The sequence below is a fragment of the Burkholderia cepacia genome (genome assembly GCF_001718835.1).
GTDB classification, from domain to species: Bacteria; Pseudomonadota; Gammaproteobacteria; order Burkholderiales; family Burkholderiaceae; genus Burkholderia; species Burkholderia cepacia_F.
In genome coordinates this window covers 2,587,710-2,606,225 of record NZ_CP013444.1, presented here as the reverse complement: position 1 = coordinate 2,606,225, position 18,516 = coordinate 2,587,710, and the positions used below count along the sequence as shown (strand labels likewise).

Here is an 18,516-nt window from a genome sequence, read left to right as displayed (position 1 = left end):
CGGCCGCGCGGCGCATCAATACGTACGGCCGAGCTGCAGGTAGAAGTTGCGGCGGCCGCCCGGCGCGAGCGCCACGCCGATGTAGACGGGCCCGAACGCGGTCGACAGGCTCGTGAAGAACGTATAGCTCTGCTTGAGCGCGCCGCCGCCGATCCTCGCGCCGCCCGCCCACACGTTGCCGACCTCCGCGCTCGCACCGATGAAGAGCGCCTTGACGGGCGACGAACTGAACGTCGCCAGCTGGTTCATGTAGGTCATCTGCCCGTAGACGAGCGAATCGCCGTTCAGCTGGTCGGCCGCATACGCGGACAGGTGCTGGAAGCCGCCGAGCGTGAAGTTGAACGCGTTGATCAGGTTGGTGCCGCCGATGCTCTTGCCGCCTTCGATCGTCGCGCTGACGCTGTGGCGGCCGAACTGCTGCGCCACCATCGCCTTGCCGTAGATCTCGGTGTAGGGCGCGTCGGTGGTCCTGGTATCGACCGTATCCGACGACGCGCCGTTGCGCGACACCAGCGAGCGCTCGACGCGGAACTCGGTGAAATAGCCCTTGCGCGGGAACAGCGGATCGTCGAGCTGGTCGATGACGAGCCGCGCACGGGCCGACAGCGCGTCCGCGGAGTAGCTGGGGAACAGCAGCGCCGTCTGACCGGTCACGTCGGGGTCGAGCAGCTGCAGCGGCAGGTTGTAGGTGGGCGAACCGTGGCTGTGCGTATACGCGAGGCCGATCCGGAAATCGCCGAGCCGCGCGATCGGCAGGCCGAAATCGAGCCCGGCGCGCGCGGTCTGCATCAGGTACTGCGTGATCTTCACGTTGCCGCTGTCGTCGTACAGGTTCGCGTAGCGGCGCTGGTATTCCGCGTAGGGCGACAGATAGACGCCGTACGCCATCGACAGCGGCTGGCGGAATTCGACGCGCGCCGATTGCAGGTCGCTGCCGATCGTCGTGTCCGCGCGGAACTCGAGCCCCGATTCGGTGAGCCACGGGCGCCGGTAGCCGACGTGCAGGCGGAAGCCGCCTTCGTCGGTCGAGCTGCTCGACATGCCGAGCCCGAACAGCAGGAAATTCGGCCCCCAGTATTTTTCGCGCGCGTCGATCTCGAGCACGTTCTCGTCGCCGTGGCTCACGATCTGCTGCGTGACGCTCTCGAAGTTGCCGCCCGTCGTGAGCCCGAGCAGATCCTGGCTGACGGTGTTCGGATCGTACGTGTCGCCCGGCTTCACGTGCAGCGCGTTGCTGACGACCCGCTTCGGCACGCCGCCGGAGGTCTTGATCTCGATCCGGGTGATCCGGATCGGCGGCGGCAGCGGCTGCGCGTGCGCGGAGCGGTACGCCGCATATTGTTCCGGCGTGAGTGCGAAGCGCTGCAGCTTCGGCAGCGCCGCAGTCGCGGCGGCCGCGCCGGCGGCGATCGCCTGCTTCGCATTCTGGAAGTCGGTGAACGCGAGCGAGCCGAGGTCCGGCGTGAGCAGCACGTCCTGCGCGCCGAGCTGCTTGCGCTGGGCGGTCACGTTCTGGCGGATCAGGATGCCGACCATCTGCTGCATCACGTCGGCAGGCGACGCAAGCGCGTCGAGCGGCCGCAGTTGCGAGCCGATGTCGACCGCGATCACGACGTTCGCGCCCATCTGCCGCGCGGTGTCGACGGGCAGGTTGCTGACGAGCCCGCCGTCCACCAGCGCGCGCCCGTTGATCTCGGCCGGCGCGAACAGGCCCGGCATCGCCATGCTCGCGCGGATCGCGAGCGGCAGCGAGCCGTGGTCGAGCACCACCATCTGGCCCGTCTGCAGGTCGGTCGCGACCGCGCGGTACGGGATCGGCAGGCGGTCGAACGGCTGGTTGGTCGGCACGGCGGCCGTCCAGTTCGCGAGCAGCGCCTGCAGCCGGTTGCCCTGCACGAGGCCGACCGGCGCCTTCACGCCCTTGCCGCTGAAGCCGAGCGTCGCGCCGTTCGCGTACAGCCGCTCGTCCTCGCGGCGGCTCTGCGGCAGGTCCGCGCGGTCCGTCACGTCGAACGCGATATCCGCGAGATTGACCTCCGACAGCCGTTTCTGCATCTCGCTGGCGGCCATGCCGCTCGCATACAGGCCGCCGACCACGGCACCCATGCTGGTGCCCGCGATGCAGTCGATCGGGATGCGGTTGTCCTCCAGCACCTTCAGGATCCCGAGATGTGCATAGCCGCGCGCGCCGCCGCCGGACAGCACGAGGCCGACCGCCGGCCGGCCATCGGGGCCGCCATCGGGACGGCAGGCGTGCGAAGTATTCGGGAGCGCGGCGGCGTCAGGCGCAGCGGACGCGCCGGCGGCCGGCGCGGGTTGCGCGATGGCGGCGCAGCACCACAGGGCGGCGAGCATCGGGCCGAGGCGGCGCACCTCCCGCCAGCGGTAAGAATCGGGCGCTGTCATCGTGATAAGCAGGCGTGATCGGGCGTCTGAGGCCTGCCGGGAGCAGGCAAGACCGAGAGATTACCGTGTTTTGCGGGGTCGGAGCGAGGGCCCGAACCCGTTACCGGATGCCGTCGGCGCGCCGCAAACGATATCGTCGCGAAAAAATCACGAGAATTGTCTAAAGTGCCGGCATAATTTGCCGCTAAGTCGGGGATGGGCCGGCACGCGCCGTGCGTCGCCGGAAACGTTTTTTTCCCCGCTCGTAAAGGTTTGCTCATGTCGACACCGCTGTTCGGAAAGTTGTTTGCGCAACCCGTTGCGATCGACCCTGGAACGGCGAGTACGCGGATTTATACGCACGAACGCGGCGTGGTGCTGAACCAGCCGTCGGTCGTCTGCTTCCGCAAGGCCGGCGCGACCGACGCGCGGCCGACGCTCGAGGCCGTCGGCGAGCGCGCGAAGGCGCTGCTCGGCCGCGAACCGGGGCATCTCGAAGCCGTGCGGCCGATGCGGCATGGCGTGATCGCCGACGCGCACGCGGCCGAGCAGATGATCCGCAGCTTCATCGACATGTCGCGGACGCGGTCGCGTTTCGGCCGCCGCGTCGAGGTCACGCTGTGCGTGCCGTCCGATGCGACGGCCGTCGAGCGGCATGCATTGTCCGAGGCGGCGCTCGCGGCGGGCGCGGCGAGCGTCACGCTGGTCGACGAGGCGCTCGCCGCCGCGTTCGGCGCGGGGCTGCCGGTGACCGAGCCGGTCGGCTCGATGGTCGTCGATATCGGCGGCGGGACGACGGAAGTCGCGGTGATCGCGCTCGGCGGCATCGTCTACCGTGAGGCGATTCGCGTCGGCGGCAACCAGTTCGACGCGGCGATCGTCAACCATGTCCGCAACCTGTATGGCGTGCTGCTCGGCGAGCAGACCGCCGAGCACGTGAAGAAGACGATCGGCACCGCGAGCGCCGGCGTGCCGCGCGAAACGATGCGGGTGGTGGGGCGCAGCGCCGTCGACGGCCTGCCGCGCACGATCGAGCTCAGCAACCACGACGTCGCCGATGCGCTCGCCGCGCCGCTGAACGCGGTGGTGAGCGCGGTCAAGCGCACGCTCGAGAACGCGCCGGCCGAGCTCGTGACCGACATCGCGAATCGCGGCGTGGTGCTGACGGGCGGCGGCGCGCTGCTCGCGAACCTCGGCAAGCGGCTGCGCGACGAGACCGGGCTTGCGGCGCGGGTCGCCGATGATCCGCTGACCTGCGCGGTCCGCGGCGCGGCGGCGGCGATGGGCCGCGTGCCGATGCGCGCCGCGGCCTGACGCGCGGCGCGTTCCGCTTCCTTTCTTTCTTCCTTCCGTTCTTTCCGCGCGGCCCGGCTTCCGGTGCTCGCGCCGCCGGCGTCGGCCGGCGATCTCCATCTCTCGTCCACCGGCTTCCCGCCGCTTCCTGAATCCGTGTCGGCCATCGCGACAGCAGATTCCATGCCATCCGATTCAAGCGAATCGAAAGCGGAAATGATCCAGATCAAATTGAACGAATGTAATGGATTTTGATGCGGTGCATCGTGATGTTTATTCTGGAGGTATTTAATAATTCGATGGGCATTGATTTCTTGCACTGCAAGAATTCAGAAAATAGTTCAATCAATCGAGTTTTGAAATTCTTCCATTTTCCTGTTGAAGCCGGGGCGCAGCGCCGAGCAAGGCCTATAGGTACGGGGAAATCATGTGCGGGAAAATACCGACGTATTCTAATTTTCACGCCGATAACGACATATCGTTTGGCAAATCGGGCCTCTTTGATATACCTTGTCTGACAATTAGCAGGCAGTCATCAAATCAACCAGAACGTCGCTGCCAGAGGGCCACCAACATGTCATTCGGCTAACACCGTTTCTCGCGTTTACGGGCTGATTTTCCGCATTGCAACCTGAATGAATCCGACTCCATTCCGGAGCATCGGAGGGGCCTCGTTCGTCCTGCGTTTTCGCTTGCCGCGGTAGCCCGCAGTTTTCGTTTCGCGCCGTCGATTCGTTTCGTGCCGTCCGTTTCCGACTGAGGGAGAGAAAAGCATGAGCAGCGTGCGTTCGAGAAAAACCAGAGAGCCGTTTCCGCGATTCCTGCTGCCGACCGGCGTCGGCCTCGCGCTCATGGGCGCGGGCATCATTCCGGCGCATGCGACCTGTTCCACGGCAGGCACGACGGTGACCTGCTCCGGGGTCGCCAACCCGCTTGCGCCGAGCTATGCGAACAGCGCGAACAACATCCAGGCCACCGTCAATCCCGGCGCGAGCGTCGGCGTGCTGCTCGGCGTCGGCGGCACCGCGATGTCGCTGACGGGCAACAACAACTCGCTGACCAACAACGGCACGATCGACCCGTCCGCGCTCGGCTCCGGGCTCGGCGTGCTGTCGAGCGGTGCGGTGATCGGCAATGCATCGGCGAGCGTCAACACCCGCGTCACCAACAACGGCACGATGAACGGCTCGACCGGCGTGGCGATCAGCGGCGTGACGGGCATGGCGCTGTCGGTCCAGAACGGCACGGGCGGTACGTCGACGATCAACAACACCGGCACGATCGGCTCGAACCCGCTGGTCGGCGCGACCCTCGCCGGCGCGGACGCGCCCGTGGTGGCCGCGTACGGCGGCGCCACGGTCAACATGACGAACAGCGGGACGATCAACGGCCGCGTGTCGCTCGGCTCGAACGGCACGCCCGGGGAGGGCAATACGTTTACCAACTCGGGCACGATCAACGGCGGCGTGTCGATGGGCGCGAACAGCACCAACACGTTCAATGCCGTGACGGGCTCGTCGGTCAATACGGCGGGCGGCACCGGCGGCGCGTTCAACATCACGATCGGCCCGAACACGATCAACGTGGCGGCGACGGGCACGGTCGACGGCGGCGCGGGCGGCAACAACACGCTCAACCTGCAGCAGGGCACCGGCGCGAACGGCACGATCGCGGTCAACAACTACGTCAACTTCAATCACGTCGACGTCCAGAGCGGCAACTGGACGATCAACGGCGCGTCGACCGCTCAAGACACGACGCTGGCGGGCGGCGTCGCGATCATCGGCAACAACGCGTCGCTCGGCACCGGTAGCGTCACGGCCAGCGGCGGCGCGCTGCAGGCGGGTGCCGCCGGGCTCGACGTCGGCAACACCGTGACCCTCGGCGCGGGCGGGCTGACGGTGCAGGGCGCGACCGGGCTCACGCTGTCGGGCGCGGTGACGGGCGGTGGCGCGCTGACGAAGAACGACGGCGGCACGCTGGCGTTGACCGGCGCGAACAGCTACACGGGCGGCACGAACCTGAACGGCGGCGGCCTGGTGGTCGGCAACAATACATCGCTCGGCACCGGCACGTGAACGTGAATGCGCCGGCGTCGCTCGACGCGAGCGCCAACGTGACGCTCGGCAACGCGGTCAATCTCGCCAACAGCTCGACGCTGACGCTCGGCGGCAGCAACGCGCTCACGCTGAGCGGCGGCATTGCCGGCGCGGGCGGTCTCGTGAAGAACGGCGCGGCGACGCTGACGCTGACGGGCACGAACACCTACACGGGCGGCACGACGATCAATGGCGGCACGCTGGCGATCGGCGCGGGCGGCAGCCTGTCGGCGACCGGCACGGTGAACCTGGCCAACGCGGGCGCCGTGTTCGACATCGCCGCAGGCGGCGCGCAGACGATCGGCGCGTTGACCGGCGCGGCCGGCACGAACGTGAACCTCGGCGGCAACACGCTGACGCTGGGCGGCAACGGCAGCGCGACGTACAACGGCGCGATCGGCGGCACCGGCGGCCTGACGCTGGCCGGCACCGGCACGCAGACGCTGAACGGCGCGAGCACCTACACGGGCGGCACGAACCTGAACGGCGGCACCCTGATACTCGGCAACAACGCGGCGCTCGGCACGGGCGCGCTGAACGTCGGCGGCGCGGCGACGCTCGACACGAACGCGAGCCTGTCGGTCAACAACGCGGTCAACCTCGGCACTGGCGCGACGCTGACGCTCGGCGGCAGCAATGCCCTCGGGCTGGGCGGCCCGATTTCCGGCGCGGGCGGCCTCGTGAAGAACGGCGCGGCGACCACGACGCTGACCGGTGCGAACACCTACACGGGCGGCACGACGATCAACGGCGGCACGCTGGCGCTCGGCGCCGGCGGCAGCCTGGCGTCGACCGGCGCGGTGAACCTGGCCAACGCGGGCGCGGCGCTCGACCTGAGCGCCGCGACGGGCGCGCAGACGATCGGCGCGCTGTCGGGCGTCGCGGGGACGAACGTCAACATGGGCGGCAACGGGCTGACGCTGGGCGGGACCGCCAGCGGCACCTTCGGCGGCACGATCGGCGGCACCGGCAGCCTGACGCTGGCCGGCACCGGCACGCAGACGCTGACCGGCGCGAACGTGTACACGGGCGGCACGAACCTGAACGGCGGCAGCAGCGTGGTGCTCGGCAACAACTCGGCGCTCGGCACGGGCGCGTTGAACGTCGGCGGCGCGGCGACGCTCGATACGACCACGAGCATGACGCTCGGCAACGCGGTCAACCTCGGCACGGGGGCGTCGCTGACGCTCGGCGGCAGCAACGCGCTCACGCTGAGCGGCACGATTTCCGGCGCGGGCGGTCTCGTGAAGAACGGCGCGGCGACGACGACGCTGACGGGCGCGAACACCTACACCGGCGGCACGACGATCAATGCCGGCACGCTCGCGCTCGGCGCGGGCGGCAGCCTGGCGTCGACGGGCGCGGTGAACCTCGCCGGCACGGGCGCGACGTTCGACGTGAGCGGCGCGACGGGCGCGCAGACGATCGGCGCGCTGACCGGCGTGGCCGGCACGAACGTGAACCTCGGCGCGAATGCGCTGACGCTGAACGGCAACGGCGCCGCGTTCGGCGGCACGATCGGCGGCACGGGCGGCGTCACGGTGGCGAGCGGCACGCAGGTGCTGACCGGCAGCAACACGTATACGGGCGGCACCACGATCGCGGCCGGCGGCGCGCTGCAACTCGGCAACGGCGGCACGTCGGGCAGCGTCGCGGGCGACATCACCAACAACGGCGCGCTGATCGTCAATCAGTCCGGCAACGTGACGATCGCGAGCGTGCTGTCCGGCGCGGGCTCGCTGACGCAGGCCGGCAGCGGGCAACTGACGCTCACCGGCACGAGCACGCTGTCCGGGCCCACGACGGTCGGGGCCGGCACGCTGGCCGTCAACGGCTCGCTGGCCGCATCGACCGTCACCGTGCAGAACGGCGCGACGGTCACGGGCACCGGCACGATCGGCGGCCTCGTCGTCGCGAGCGGCGGCACAGCGTCGCTGTCGCAGCCGGGGCAGGCGCTGAACGTGGGCGGCAACGTCACGTTCCAGCCGGGCTCGACGTTCCAGGTCGCGGCTTCGCCGCAGCAAAGCGGCAGCCTCGCGGCCGGCGGCACGGCGACGCTGAACGGCGGCACCGTGCAGGTGCTCGCGAGCCAGGCGTCGTACCAGGCAGGTACGCAGTACACGATCATGAGCGCGGGCGGCGGCGTCCAGGGGCAGTTCGCGGGCGTGAGCTCGACCTATGCGTTCGTCACGCCGACGCTCAGCTACGACCCGAATCACGTGTACCTGCAGCTGTCGTCGAACGGCACGTCGTTCATGTCGGTCGCGACCACGCCGAACGAGGTGGCGGTCGCCCAGGCGATCGGCTCGCTGAAGGCCGGCAATGCGGTGTACGACTCGGTGCTCGTCGCGGACGCGCCCACCGCGCGCACCGCGTTCCGGCAACTCGACGGCGAGTTCTACGCGAGCGCGAAGAGCATGCTGCTGCTCGACAGCCGCTATGTGCGCGACGCGGTGACCGATCGCGTCCGCCAGGGCCTCGCGCCCGGGTCGGGCCCGCTCGCCGCGCTGTCGTCGGGCGGCGCCGCGCTGTGCGGCGACACGGGCGCCGCCGCGGCGCGCGACAACGCGCTGCCGCCCGAGCGGCGGCTCGGCTCGCACGCCGGCTGCGTCAGCAACGTGCCGTATCGGCCGGTCGTGTGGGGGCAGGCGTTCGGCGGCCGCAGCCGGCTCACCGGCGACGGCAACGCGTCGACGATCAACCGCAGCATGACGGGCTTCATCGCCGGTGCCGACATGGCGCTCAACGACCGCACGCGCGTCGGCCTCGCGGCCAGCGTCACGCACGGCTCGCTCGACAACGCCCAGAGTTCGTCGGCGTCGGTGAACAGCTACTACCTGTCGCTGTACGGCGGCGCGCAGTACGGTGCGCTCGGCGTGCGCGGCGGCGCGTCGTACACGTGGTACCGGATCAACGCCGACCGCCATCCGTCGTACGCGGGCTTCAGCGACAGCAACTCGGCCAGGTACGACGCGAACACCGCGCAGGTGTTCGGCGAAGTCGGCTACGCGCTGCCGGTCGGGCCCGTGGCGATCGAACCGTTCGCGGGCCTCGCGTACGTGAACCTGCATACCGACGGTTATACGGAAACGGGTGGCGCGGCCGCACTGCGCGCCGGCGGCGAGACGACCCACGTCGGCTTCTCGACCCTCGGCGTGCGCGCGGCGTCGCAGCTCGGCGTGCTCGCGAAGGGCACGTTGACCGCGCGCGGGACGGTCGGCTGGCGGCATGCGTTCGGCAACGTGCGGCCGTCGTCGGCGTTCACGTTCGCGAACGGCGGCACGTCGTTCCAGGTGTCGGGCGTGCCGATTGCTCGCGACAGCGCCGTGCTCGAGCTCGGGCTCGATGCGAGTGTCACGAAGAACCTGACGCTCGGCCTCACGTACAGCGGCCAGTACGGCAGCGGCGTGCGCGACAACGCCATTCTCGGCAACATCCTGTGGAAATTCTGACCCTGCGCTGACCCGCGCCTGGCGCGGCGTCGCGGGAGCGCGGCCCCGCACGGCATCGACGCCGTGCGGGGCCGCGGTTCGTGTGTCGCTGCGAACGCGGCGCAATCTGGCCTATCCTGTGCGGAACGAGCGACGCGCGCTGCGCGTGCTGCCCAACACAGGAGCATCGATGCCGAATCACGCCGACGAGACAACGACGCGCGCGCCGCAAGTCGCGCCTGTGCCCCCGACCCCCGCGTCGGGCCCCGCATTCATCGCGCCCGAAGCCGATCCGCAGGCACTGGCGCGCAACAACCAGTACGTGCTGAAATCCGGCAACGCGTTCGTGGTCGGCGATGCGCTCGGCGACATCGGCGGCCATGACGACGGCCTGTTCGTCGACGACATGCGCGTGCTGTCGACGTGGCGGCTGACGTTCGGCGGCCGCGCGCCGTCGCTGCTGTCGGGCGCGACGAGCGCCGACAACGCGTCGTTCACCGCCCACCTGACGAACCGCCCGCTGCCGCCGCTCGGCGGCCACGAAACGCCCGAGGGCGTGATCCACATCGAGCGGATGCGCGTGCTCGCGGGCGACGTGCTTTACGAAGCGCTGACGCTGACGAACTACGGCTCGAGCGAGGCCGAGGTGCCGCTGTCGCTGTCGTTCGCGGCCGATTTCAAGGACATGTTCGAGGTGCGCGGCACGCACCGCGCGCGCCGCGGCACGATCGCGCAGCCGCGCGTCGACGCGGGCGCGGTGCGGCTGCGCTATGACGGCCTCGACAGCGTCGAGCGCAACGTGACCGTGCACTTCTCGCCGGCGCCCGACGCGCTGTCGGTCGATCGTGCCGATTACACGCTGACGATCGCCGCGCAGGCGTGCGTGTCGATCTACCTGACCGTCGATGCGACCGTCGGCGCGGCGCGCGGCGAGACGCCCGGGTGCGGCCGCGTCGCGCTGCGCACCGCGCTCGTCGGCGTGCACCGCGAAATGCGCGCGCGGCGCGAATCGATGGCGCGCGTGAACACCGGCAATCCGCTGTTCGACGCGTGGCTCGACCGTTCGCTCGCGGATCTCGGGCTGCTCACGACGCAGCTCGACACGGGGCCGTACCCGTATGCGGGCATTCCGTGGTTCTCGACGCCGTTCGGCCGCGACGCGGTCATCACGTCGTTGCAGATGCTCTGGCTGCAGCCGTCGCTCGCGCGCGGCGTGCTACGGTTCCTGGCCGAGCACCAGGCGCGCGAGACGTCCGCGTTCCGCGATGCGGAGCCCGGCAAGATCATGCACGAGTTCCGCCGCAGCGAGATGGCCGCGACGGGCGAGGTGCCGTTCGCGCTGTACTACGGCGGTGTCGATACGACGCCGCTGTTCATCGTGCTCGCGGGCGCGTATGTCGAACGCACCGGCGACGATGCGTTGATCGACGAACTCTGGCCCGCGCTCGAGCGCGCCGCGCAATGGGTGATCGACAAGTGCGACCGCAATCCTTACGGACTGCTCGATTATCAGCGCACGTCGGAGCGCGGTCTCGCGAACCAGGGCTGGAAGGACAGCCACGATTCGGTGTTCCATGCGGACGGACGCTTTCCGGACGGGCCGATCGCGCTCGTCGAAGTGCAGGGGTATGCGTGCGCGGCGCTCGATGCGATGTCGATGTGCTCGCACCGGCGCGGCCACGCGGCCGACGCCACGCGTTATGCATTGCGCGCGAAGACGCTGCGCGAGCAGGTCGACGCGCTGTTCTGGATGCCGGAAGGCGATTTCTACGGCATCGCGCTCGACGGTCATGGCGACCTGTGCCGCGTGTTCGCATCGAACGCGGGCCACCTGCTCGCGTTCGGGCTGCCCGACGCCGAGCGCGGCGCGGCGGTGGCCGGCGTGCTCGGCTCGGCGCTGTTCCAGACGGGCTGGGGCATCCGCACGCTGGCCGCCGGCCAGCCGCGCTTCAACCCGATGGCGTATCACAACGGCTCGGTGTGGCCGCACGACAATGCGCTGATCGCGCGCGGGCTCGCGCGCTACGGCGACAAGACGGCCGCGGTGAACCTGCTGCGCGCGCTGTTCGAGGCGGCGGTGAGTTTCGAGATGCGCCTGCCCGAGCTGTTCTGCGGGTTCCCGCGCCGGCGCGGCGAACCGCCGACCGCGTATCCGGTGGCCTGCCTGCCGCAAGCGTGGGCGGCGGGCGCGCCGTTCATGATGCTGCAGGCTTGCCTCGGCGTGAGCATCGACGCGTCGCGCCACGAGGTGCGCGTCGAGCGCCCGGCGCTGCCGGAAGGCGTCGACTGGCTGCGGATCGACGCGTTGCGCGTCGGTGACGAAACCGTGTCGCTCACGTTCCGCCGCGTCGACGGCCAGGTCGTCGCGTCGGCGGAGCAGCCGGGCCGCGTGAAGGTGGTCGCGGTGCTGTAGGGGACAGGCCGACCGCTGCGCGCGAACGTTGCGCGATGTCGCGCCACGTTCGCGCGACGCGGCATAGAATCGTGACATGACCCTTGAACGATGGCGGAGGTAGACGATGACGACCGACAACCGGCCCGACGACGGCGAGCACAAGCTCGAGAATCTGGAAGCGGCGGTCGACCACCTGCACAAGTCGATCGAATCGCAGAGCATCGCGGTCGGCGCGGCGAAGGGCATTCTGTTCAGCCTGATCGAAACGCTCGGTGCGCTGATCGGCGATCCCGACTTGCCCGAGCACGCGCGCTCGGGTTACGAGGCGCTGCGCGACAAGGCGAGCGAACTGCGCGGCTCGCTCGACAAGCACTGAGCCCATCCGCGGCGGCGCGCTCGCGCCGCCGCACTTCCATGCGGTTGCCCGCCGCGCTGCACAATCGTGCGCGCGCGACACAAAATGCCGTGCGCTCAATGAGTTAGGTGGCCGATGCGCAGGATATCCACAAGCTTGCCAACACAATCTGTGGAGAACGCACGCGCCGCCGGCGCGGCGCGCGGCGATCCAGTCACGCGTGCCTCATGCGTGCCGCCCGGGTGGTGTCGGATCGAATTCCCTGTTGCGTCAAATGCTTACGCGCCGCGTCAGCAGGATATCCACAGGCTTGCCAACATATTCTGTGGACAAGTTGCGAGCAATTGCATCGCCGAGGTTGGCAATGCGGGGCCGCCGCGCATTCGTCGCGGCGCCGCGCGGGCGAACTGCCCGATCCGTGCATCGCAACCGGAAATCGTGCGGGATCAATGAGTTAGGGGTCGGGTACCCAGGATATCCACATCCTTGCCAACACAAACTGTGGACAAAGCGGGCGCCGTCGCGCGATCACTCGACCGGCGCCGCGCCGGCCGCTTCGCTCGCGATCCAGTCGCGAAAGAGCGTCATGGCCGGCGTGAGCGGCTTCGACTTCAGCGAGGTGAGCCAGTAGCCGCCGGCGCGCACGTCGACGTCGAGCGGCCGCGCGAGCAGGCCGAGCTGCAGTTCGCGTACGAACATGCACGCCGGCGCGAGCGCGACGCCCGCGCCCTGCATCGCGGCCTCGACCATCAACCGCGACGAATCGAACACGGGCCCGTTGACCGCCCATGGCGCGAGCTGCGCGGCGTCGAACCAGCCGAGCCATTCGTCGGTGCGGTACGAGCGCAGCAGCGTTTCGTTCGCGAGATCGGCCGGTTGCGCGAGGCGCCGCGCGATGTCCGGCGCGCACAGCGCGGTGAGCGGCGCGTCGAGCAGGTGCTCGTTGCGCGTCGCCGGCCAGCTGCCTTCCCCGAAGCGGATCGCGAAGTCGAGGCCCTCGGCGGCGAGATCGACGACGTTGTTGTTGGTCCGCAGCCGCAGCTCGACGAACGGATGCGTATCGCCGAACTGCTTCAGGCGTGGCATTAGCCAGCCTATGGCAAAGGTGCCGACGACGCCGAGCGACAGCACCTCGTGGAAGCGCCCGCCGTCGAACTGCTTGAGCACCGTCTCGATGCGGCTGAACGCGTCGCTCAGCACGGGCAGCAGCGCGCGCCCCTCGTCGGTGAGCCCGAGGCCGCGCGGCAGCCGTGTGAACAGCGTGCAGCCGAGCCGCTCCTCGAGCGAGCGCACCTGCTGGCTGACCGCGGCCTGGGTCACGCTCAGCTCGAGGCCGGCGCGCGTGAAGTTCAGGTGGCGCGCCGACGATTCGAACGCGCGCAGGGCATTGAGCGGAAGATGAGGGCGGAGCTTGGTCATAAGAATTTCTTTCGTCAGCGCTCAATTATCGTTGCTTGTCAGACAAACGTAAAGCCGGGATATTGCGTGTCGCCGGGCCGGCATCCTGATCCCATCCATCACGAGACAACCGACATGACCTACTCATCGAAACGTCGAACCCTGTTGCTGGCCGCCGCGACGGCGCCGCTCGCGCTGACCCTGAGCGCGTGCGCGTCGCCGCTGGCGAATGCTTCCTCCATGGGGGCGGCGACCTCGCTCGCGGAACTCGAACGCGCCGCGGGCGGCCGCCTCGGCGTGCACGCGCTCGATACCGCGACCGGCCGGCGTGTGCAGCATCGCGCCGACGAGCGGTTTCCGTTCTGCAGCACGTTCAAGGCGATGCTGAGTGCGGCGGTGCTCGCGGAGTCCGTCGCGCGTCCGGCGCTGTTCACGCAGCGCGTGACGTACCGGCAGGCCGATCTCCTGGAGTGGTCGCCGGTGACGGAGAAGCACGTGGACACGGGCATGACGGTCGGCGAGCTGTGCGAGGCGACGGCCCAGTACAGCGACAACGCGGCCGCGAACCTGCTGATGAAGCTGCTCGGCGGCCCGTCGGCGGTGACGGCCTTCGCGCGTTCGATCGGCGACGACACGTTCAGGCTCGATCGATGGGAGACCGAACTGAATACCGCGCTGCCGGGCGACCTGCGCGACACGACGACGCCGGCCGCGATGGCCGCGAGCATGCGCGTGCTGATGCTCGGCGATGCGCTGCCGGCCGCGCAGCGTGCGCAGCTCGTTGCGTGGATGCGTGGCAACAAGGTGGGCGACAAGCGGCTCCGCGCGGGCGTGCCGGCCGGGTGGACGGTCGGCGACAAGACGGGCACCGGCGACTACGGGACGACCAACGACATCGGCGTGCTCTGGCCGCCCGCACGCGGGCCGATCGTGCTGACCGTGTACTACACGCAGGCGCGTGCCGATGCGAAGGGGAAGGACGACGTGATCGCGGCGGCGACGCGCATCGCGATCGCGGCGCTCGGTTGAGTGAAGCGCGACGCGGGGCGAGGCCGTGCCGCATGCGTGGCGCGCGTGCCGAAGTGTTGTGCGATCAACGACTTAGGTCACGCATGCTCAGGATATCCACATGCTTGCCAACAAAAATTGTGGACAAGCGGCCGGCTCAGGCCCGCGTGCGTGGCATGTCGTGTGAACGGGCGGCGAGCGCATCGCGTCGATGCGCCGCGTGCCTCATTCGCGACCGCGCGAGGAAAGTCTTTCGGATCAAGCGCTTGGTCGCGGTATGCGCAGGCTATCCACATGCTTGCCAACACAATCTGTGGACAAGCGGTCGGCTTGTGCGTGCCTCATTCGCGACAACGCAAGGAAAGCCTTTCGGATCAAGTGCTTGATCGGGGTATGCGCAGGCTATCCACATCGTTGCCAACAAAATCTGGGGAAAAGTCGGGCCGCACGCGATCGCGCGATCGCGTGGCGACGCACGGAGACGGCGTGCGTCGCGCCGCGGTGCCGCATCCGTGACGCGCAACGTGTTTCGCTGCGCGATCAACGGGTTAGCGCACGCGTGCGCAGGATATCCACAAGCTTGCCAACAAAATCTGTGGGTAAATGGCGCGATGCGGCGCGTGCGCCGGGCGCGGCATCGGCAGGCGCGGAACGGGCGTGGTGTGGGCGGCGAAACAATCGCACGCGGCGCGCCGCTGCCGCGCGCCCGCCCTGCATCACGCATGCCAAAGCCCGCCGGATCAAGGGCTTAGCGCGATGATGCGCAGGATATCCACAAGCTTGCCAACACAATCTGTGGAAAAGCCGGGCATCGCGACGGCTTCAGGCTGGTGCATTGAAGCGCACCGTGACGGTCAGCCCGCGCCCGCCGCGCGTCGTGCCGAGCGCGACCGTCGCGCGATGCTGTTCGGCGATCCGCTTGACGATCGACAGCCCGAGCCCGCTGCCCGACGACGTGACGGCCTGCGCGCCTTCGCCGCGATAGAAACGCTCCCACACGTCGGTGCGTTCTGCTTCCGGAATGCCGGGGCCATCGTCCGACACTTCGAGCACGGGCGTCGCACCGTCGACGCGCGCGCTCACGTCGATGCAGGCGCCGTCGCCCGCATAGCGGATCGCGTTGTCGACGAGGTTGTTCAGCAGCACGCGCAAGGTATCGGCGTTGCCGGCGACCGTGACGGGCGACGCGCCGATCGCGCCGAGATCGATCCGGTGCGCGTCGGCGACGCGCGTGCGGTCCGATACCACCGACCGGCACAGCGCGGCGAGATCGACGGGCGCCGACGCGGCCGTCTGCGCGTCCGGCTCGATGCGGGCGAGCGTCAGCAGTTGCTCGGCGAGGTGGCCGAGCCGCGTCGTGCCGGCGTGGATCTGCGCGAGGATGTGCTCGCGTTCCTCGGCGGACGACGCGCGCCGCAGCAACTGCGACTGGATCGACAACCCCATGATCGGCGTGCGCAATTCGTGCGCGGCATCGGCAATGAAGTGCCGTTGCAGCGTGAACGAGCGGTCGAGGCGCGCGAGCAGGTCGTTGATCGCTTCGGCGAGCGGACGGACTTCGTTCGGTATCGCGCCGACGTCGACCGGCTCGAGATTGTTCGCATTCCTGCGCTTGAGGCCGGATGCGATCGTGCGCAGCGGCCGCAACCCCGCGCCGATGCCGAACCACAGGCCGATCGCGAGCAGCGGCAGCATCGAGAACACGGGCCACAGCAGGTGCACGGCGATGCCCGCGATCGCTTCCCAGCGCGCATGGCGTGCCTGCGCGAGGCGGATCGTCGTGCCGCCGCGTTCGGTCACGTAGGTGCGCCACGGCTGGCCGCCCACGTCGACGCTCGCGATGCCTTTCTGCTCGGGCGGCGGCAGTTTCGAATCGCGATCGGTCGAATACACGAGCGTGCCGTTGCGCCAGACCTGCAGCAGCACCGCGTCGGGGTCGCCTCGCTTCGAAGCCGTGCTTGCCGTTGGCGTGGTTGCTGAACGACAGCTCGCCGTTCGGGCCGACGACGATCTGCCTCGACATGCTGCGCATCTGGTCGTCGAGCAGGTCGTCGAGCTCGCGCAGCGCGCCCCAGTAGGTGCCGGCACTTGCGACGAGGCCGATCACGCACGCGGCCGGAAGCAGCCACATCAGCAGGCGTCGCCGCAGCGACGCGTTGCGCCAGCGCGCGATCGCGTGTTGCATGCGCGTCATGCGCCGTCACCGATCCGGTAGCCGACGCCGCGCACCGTGCGGATCATGTCGTGGCCGAGTTTCTTGCGCAGGTTGTGGATGTGCACCTGCACGGCGTTGCTCTCGATTTCCTCGCCCCAGCTGTACAGCCGCTCCTCGAACTGCTCGCGCGAAATCACCGCGCCCGGGTCGCGCATCAGCTCGTGCAGCAGCACGAACTCCTTCGGCGACAGCGTGACTTCGTCGTCGCCGAGCCAGACGAGGTGCTTGACGGGGTCGAGCCGCAGCGGGCCGATCGCGAGGGTCGTCTGCGCGCGGCCCGCGTGGCGGCGGTTGACCGCGCGGATGCGGGCGAGCAGCTCGTCGAGCTCGAACGGCTTGACGAGATAGTCGTCGGCACCGCTGTCGAGGCCCGCGATGCGGTCGGGCACGCCGTCGCGCGCGGTGATGATGATCGCGGGCAGGTTTTCGTCGCGGCGGCGCAGCGCGGCGAGCACGGACAAACCGTCGCGGTTCGGCAGCCCGAGATCGAGCAGCAGCAGGCCGTAGCCGGTCGCGCGCAACGCGAGCGACGCGGCGTCGCCGTCCTTCACCCAGTCGACCGCGAAGCCTTCCTGTTTGAGGCCCTGTTCGAGCCCGCTGCCGATCAGCGGATCGTCCTCGACGAGCAGTACGCGCATGGATTCGTGTCTCTCCGTGAGGGCGCAAGGCCGCGCCCGATGCGCCCATGATAAGCGCGTGCGGCTTAGGGGGAGCTTAAGCGGGGCGCGCCGTCATTCGACTTCCGGCAGATCCGGACGCAATTCGGCTTCGATTCGGTCGATCGACGGCAACCCCGATTCGAGCGATTTCGGGATTTGTCGGAGGAGTTGATATTCGGCGACGCCCATCGGATTGGCCATGCCGCGCAGCGCATATTCGGCGACGAGGCGGTTCCTTTCCCGGCAAAGCAGCAGGCCGATCGTCGGTTGATCTTCCGGCGCTCTCAACTGGGCATCGACTGCGGACAGATAGAAGTTGAGCTGGCCGGCGTAGTCGGGCCGAAAGGGCGTCGCCTTGAGTTCGACCACGACGTAGCAGCGCAGCTTCAGGTGATAGAACAACAGGTCGATGAAGAATTCGTCGCCGCCGACCTCGAGCCGGTACTGGCGGCCGACGAACGCAAACCCGGCGCCGAGCTCGAGCAGGAACCGCGTGATGTGCCGGGTGAGCGCCTGTTCGATGTCGCGTTCCTGCGCGTCCTCGGTCAGGCCGAGAAAGTCGAAGACGTACGGGTCTTTCAGGGCTTCGCGCGCCAGATCGGATTGCGGTGGCGGCAGGCGTGCGTCGAAATTGGTCACCGCGCTGCCGGCACGAGTATGCGCCTGCGTGTCGATCTGCATCGCCAGCACGTTGCGCGACCAGCCGTGTTCGAGGGATTTGCCGGCGTACCAGTCTCGCGTGGCCGGATCCTTGAGCTTGTCCAGCAAGGTTACGACATGGGACCAGGGCAATTGTGCAACGGCCTGTTGCACAAATTCCGGCGCCGGCCACGCCTGTGCGAGCGCCCGCATGTATTTGAGGTTGCGCGGCGAAAATCCGCGCATGTCGGGAAAGGCGTCCTTCAAGTCGCGCGCGAGCTGGTCGATCACTTTCGCGCCCCATCCCCGCCGCTGCTGCCGTTCCAGGATGTCGCGACCGATCTGCCAGTACAGCGTGACAAGCTCGCGGTTCGCGCTTGCGGCGGCGCGTTGCCGTGCGTGCTCCACGCGTTGCTTGAGGTCGGTCAGCCAGCTTCGATAATCGTCGCCCCAAGGGCCGGCGGATAGGGTGTCGGTCATGTCACGCAAAGCGGCGGCGCGCTTCAATCAGGTCGGGACATTATCCCGGGGCGATCATCTTCGGGCAACGTGCCGTCAGCGATTGGTCTCCATGCCGATGCGCGGCCGCAGAGATTCGTACCAGTCCAATGCGTCTCCATGTCGCGTCGCCGTGACCTT

Annotated in this window: 8 protein-coding genes and 2 pseudogenes; 5 read left to right on the top strand and 5 right to left on the bottom strand. The window is 68.9% G+C overall.

Features of this window, described 5'->3' with window-relative positions:
* Positions 1–15: 15 nt before the first annotated feature.
* Complete coding sequence (locus WT26_RS31425) at positions 16–2,406, bottom strand: patatin-like phospholipase family protein (protein WP_069274763.1); 2,391 nt, start codon at positions 2,404–2,406, stop codon at positions 16–18.
* 258 nt (positions 2,407–2,664) lie between these two features.
* On the opposite strand from WT26_RS31425, the gene WT26_RS31420 reads away from it, so the two are divergent.
* The 4 genes and pseudogenes from WT26_RS31420 to WT26_RS31405 all read left to right on the top strand — a co-directional run bounded on the left by WT26_RS31420 (position 2,665) and on the right by WT26_RS31405 (position 11,979).
* Positions 2,665–3,699 (top strand): rod shape-determining protein, encoded by a 1,035-nt coding sequence (locus WT26_RS31420; RefSeq protein ID WP_069274762.1) that lies wholly within the window; start codon positions 2,665–2,667, stop codon positions 3,697–3,699.
* A 752-nt stretch (positions 3,700–4,451) separates the two neighbouring features.
* Positions 4,452–9,229, top strand: a pseudogene (locus WT26_RS31415) (autotransporter outer membrane beta-barrel domain-containing protein).
* A gap of 169 nt (positions 9,230–9,398) precedes the next feature.
* A complete protein-coding gene (locus tag WT26_RS31410; protein ID WP_069275212.1) occupies positions 9,399–11,621 on the top strand; it encodes an amylo-alpha-1,6-glucosidase in 2,223 nt (740 codons plus the stop codon).
* Positions 11,622–11,727: 106 nt separating this feature from the next.
* Positions 11,728–11,979 carry a hypothetical protein gene (locus WT26_RS31405; protein WP_069274761.1) on the top strand — a complete coding sequence of 84 codons (252 nt, stop codon included), beginning with the start codon at positions 11,728–11,730 and terminating at the stop codon, positions 11,977–11,979.
* 507 nt (positions 11,980–12,486) lie between these two features.
* Here the strand turns inward: WT26_RS31405 and penR are convergent.
* Positions 12,487–13,377, bottom strand: coding sequence for a beta-lactamase transcriptional regulator PenR (penR, locus tag WT26_RS31400; protein WP_069274760.1), 891 nt, complete (start codon positions 13,375–13,377; stop codon positions 12,487–12,489).
* 114 nt (positions 13,378–13,491) lie between these two features.
* Here penR and blaPEN-bcc point away from each other — a divergent pair, with 114 nt between their 5' ends.
* Entirely contained in the window at positions 13,492–14,385 is an 894-nt protein-coding gene (gene blaPEN-bcc / locus WT26_RS31395) for a PEN family class A beta-lactamase, Bcc-type (RefSeq protein WP_069274759.1), read from the top strand.
* An 801-nt stretch (positions 14,386–15,186) separates the two neighbouring features.
* Here the strand turns inward: blaPEN-bcc and WT26_RS31390 are convergent.
* The 3 genes and pseudogenes from WT26_RS31390 to WT26_RS31380 all read right to left on the bottom strand — a co-directional run bounded on the left by WT26_RS31390 (position 15,187) and on the right by WT26_RS31380 (position 18,357).
* Positions 15,187–16,558, bottom strand: a pseudogene (locus WT26_RS31390) (ATP-binding protein).
* Positions 16,555–17,217, bottom strand: a complete 663-nt coding sequence (locus WT26_RS31385) for a response regulator (RefSeq protein ID WP_021159887.1) — start codon at positions 17,215–17,217, stop codon at positions 16,555–16,557. The pseudogene WT26_RS31390 and the gene WT26_RS31385 overlap by 4 nt, the downstream one beginning before the upstream one ends.
* A 93-nt stretch (positions 17,218–17,310) precedes the next feature.
* Positions 17,311–18,357, bottom strand: coding sequence for a PDDEXK nuclease domain-containing protein (locus tag WT26_RS31380; RefSeq protein ID WP_060020247.1), 1,047 nt, complete (start codon positions 18,355–18,357; stop codon positions 17,311–17,313).
* Positions 18,358–18,516: the final 159 nt, after the last annotated feature.

Excerpts from the sequence above, each read along its gene's own strand:
- WT26_RS31420 (WP_069274762.1), top strand. The coding sequence starts at position 2,665 with ATGTCGACACCGCTGTTCGGAAAGTTGTTTGCGCAACCCGTTGCGATC.
- penR (WP_069274760.1), bottom strand. The coding sequence starts at position 13,377 with ATGACCAAGCTCCGCCCTCATCTTCCGCTCAATGCCCTGCGCGCGTTC.
- WT26_RS31425 (WP_069274763.1), bottom strand. The coding sequence starts at position 2,406 with ATGACAGCGCCCGATTCTTACCGCTGGCGGGAGGTGCGCCGCCTCGGC.
- WT26_RS31385 (WP_021159887.1), bottom strand. The coding sequence starts at position 17,217 with ATGCGCGTACTGCTCGTCGAGGACGATCCGCTGATCGGCAGCGGGCTC.
- WT26_RS31405 (WP_069274761.1), top strand. The coding sequence starts at position 11,728 with ATGACGACCGACAACCGGCCCGACGACGGCGAGCACAAGCTCGAGAAT.
- WT26_RS31410 (WP_069275212.1), top strand. The coding sequence starts at position 9,399 with ATGCCGAATCACGCCGACGAGACAACGACGCGCGCGCCGCAAGTCGCG.
- WT26_RS31380 (WP_060020247.1), bottom strand. The coding sequence starts at position 18,357 with ATGACCGACACCCTATCCGCCGGCCCTTGGGGCGACGATTATCGAAGC.
- blaPEN-bcc (WP_069274759.1), top strand. The coding sequence starts at position 13,492 with ATGACCTACTCATCGAAACGTCGAACCCTGTTGCTGGCCGCCGCGACG.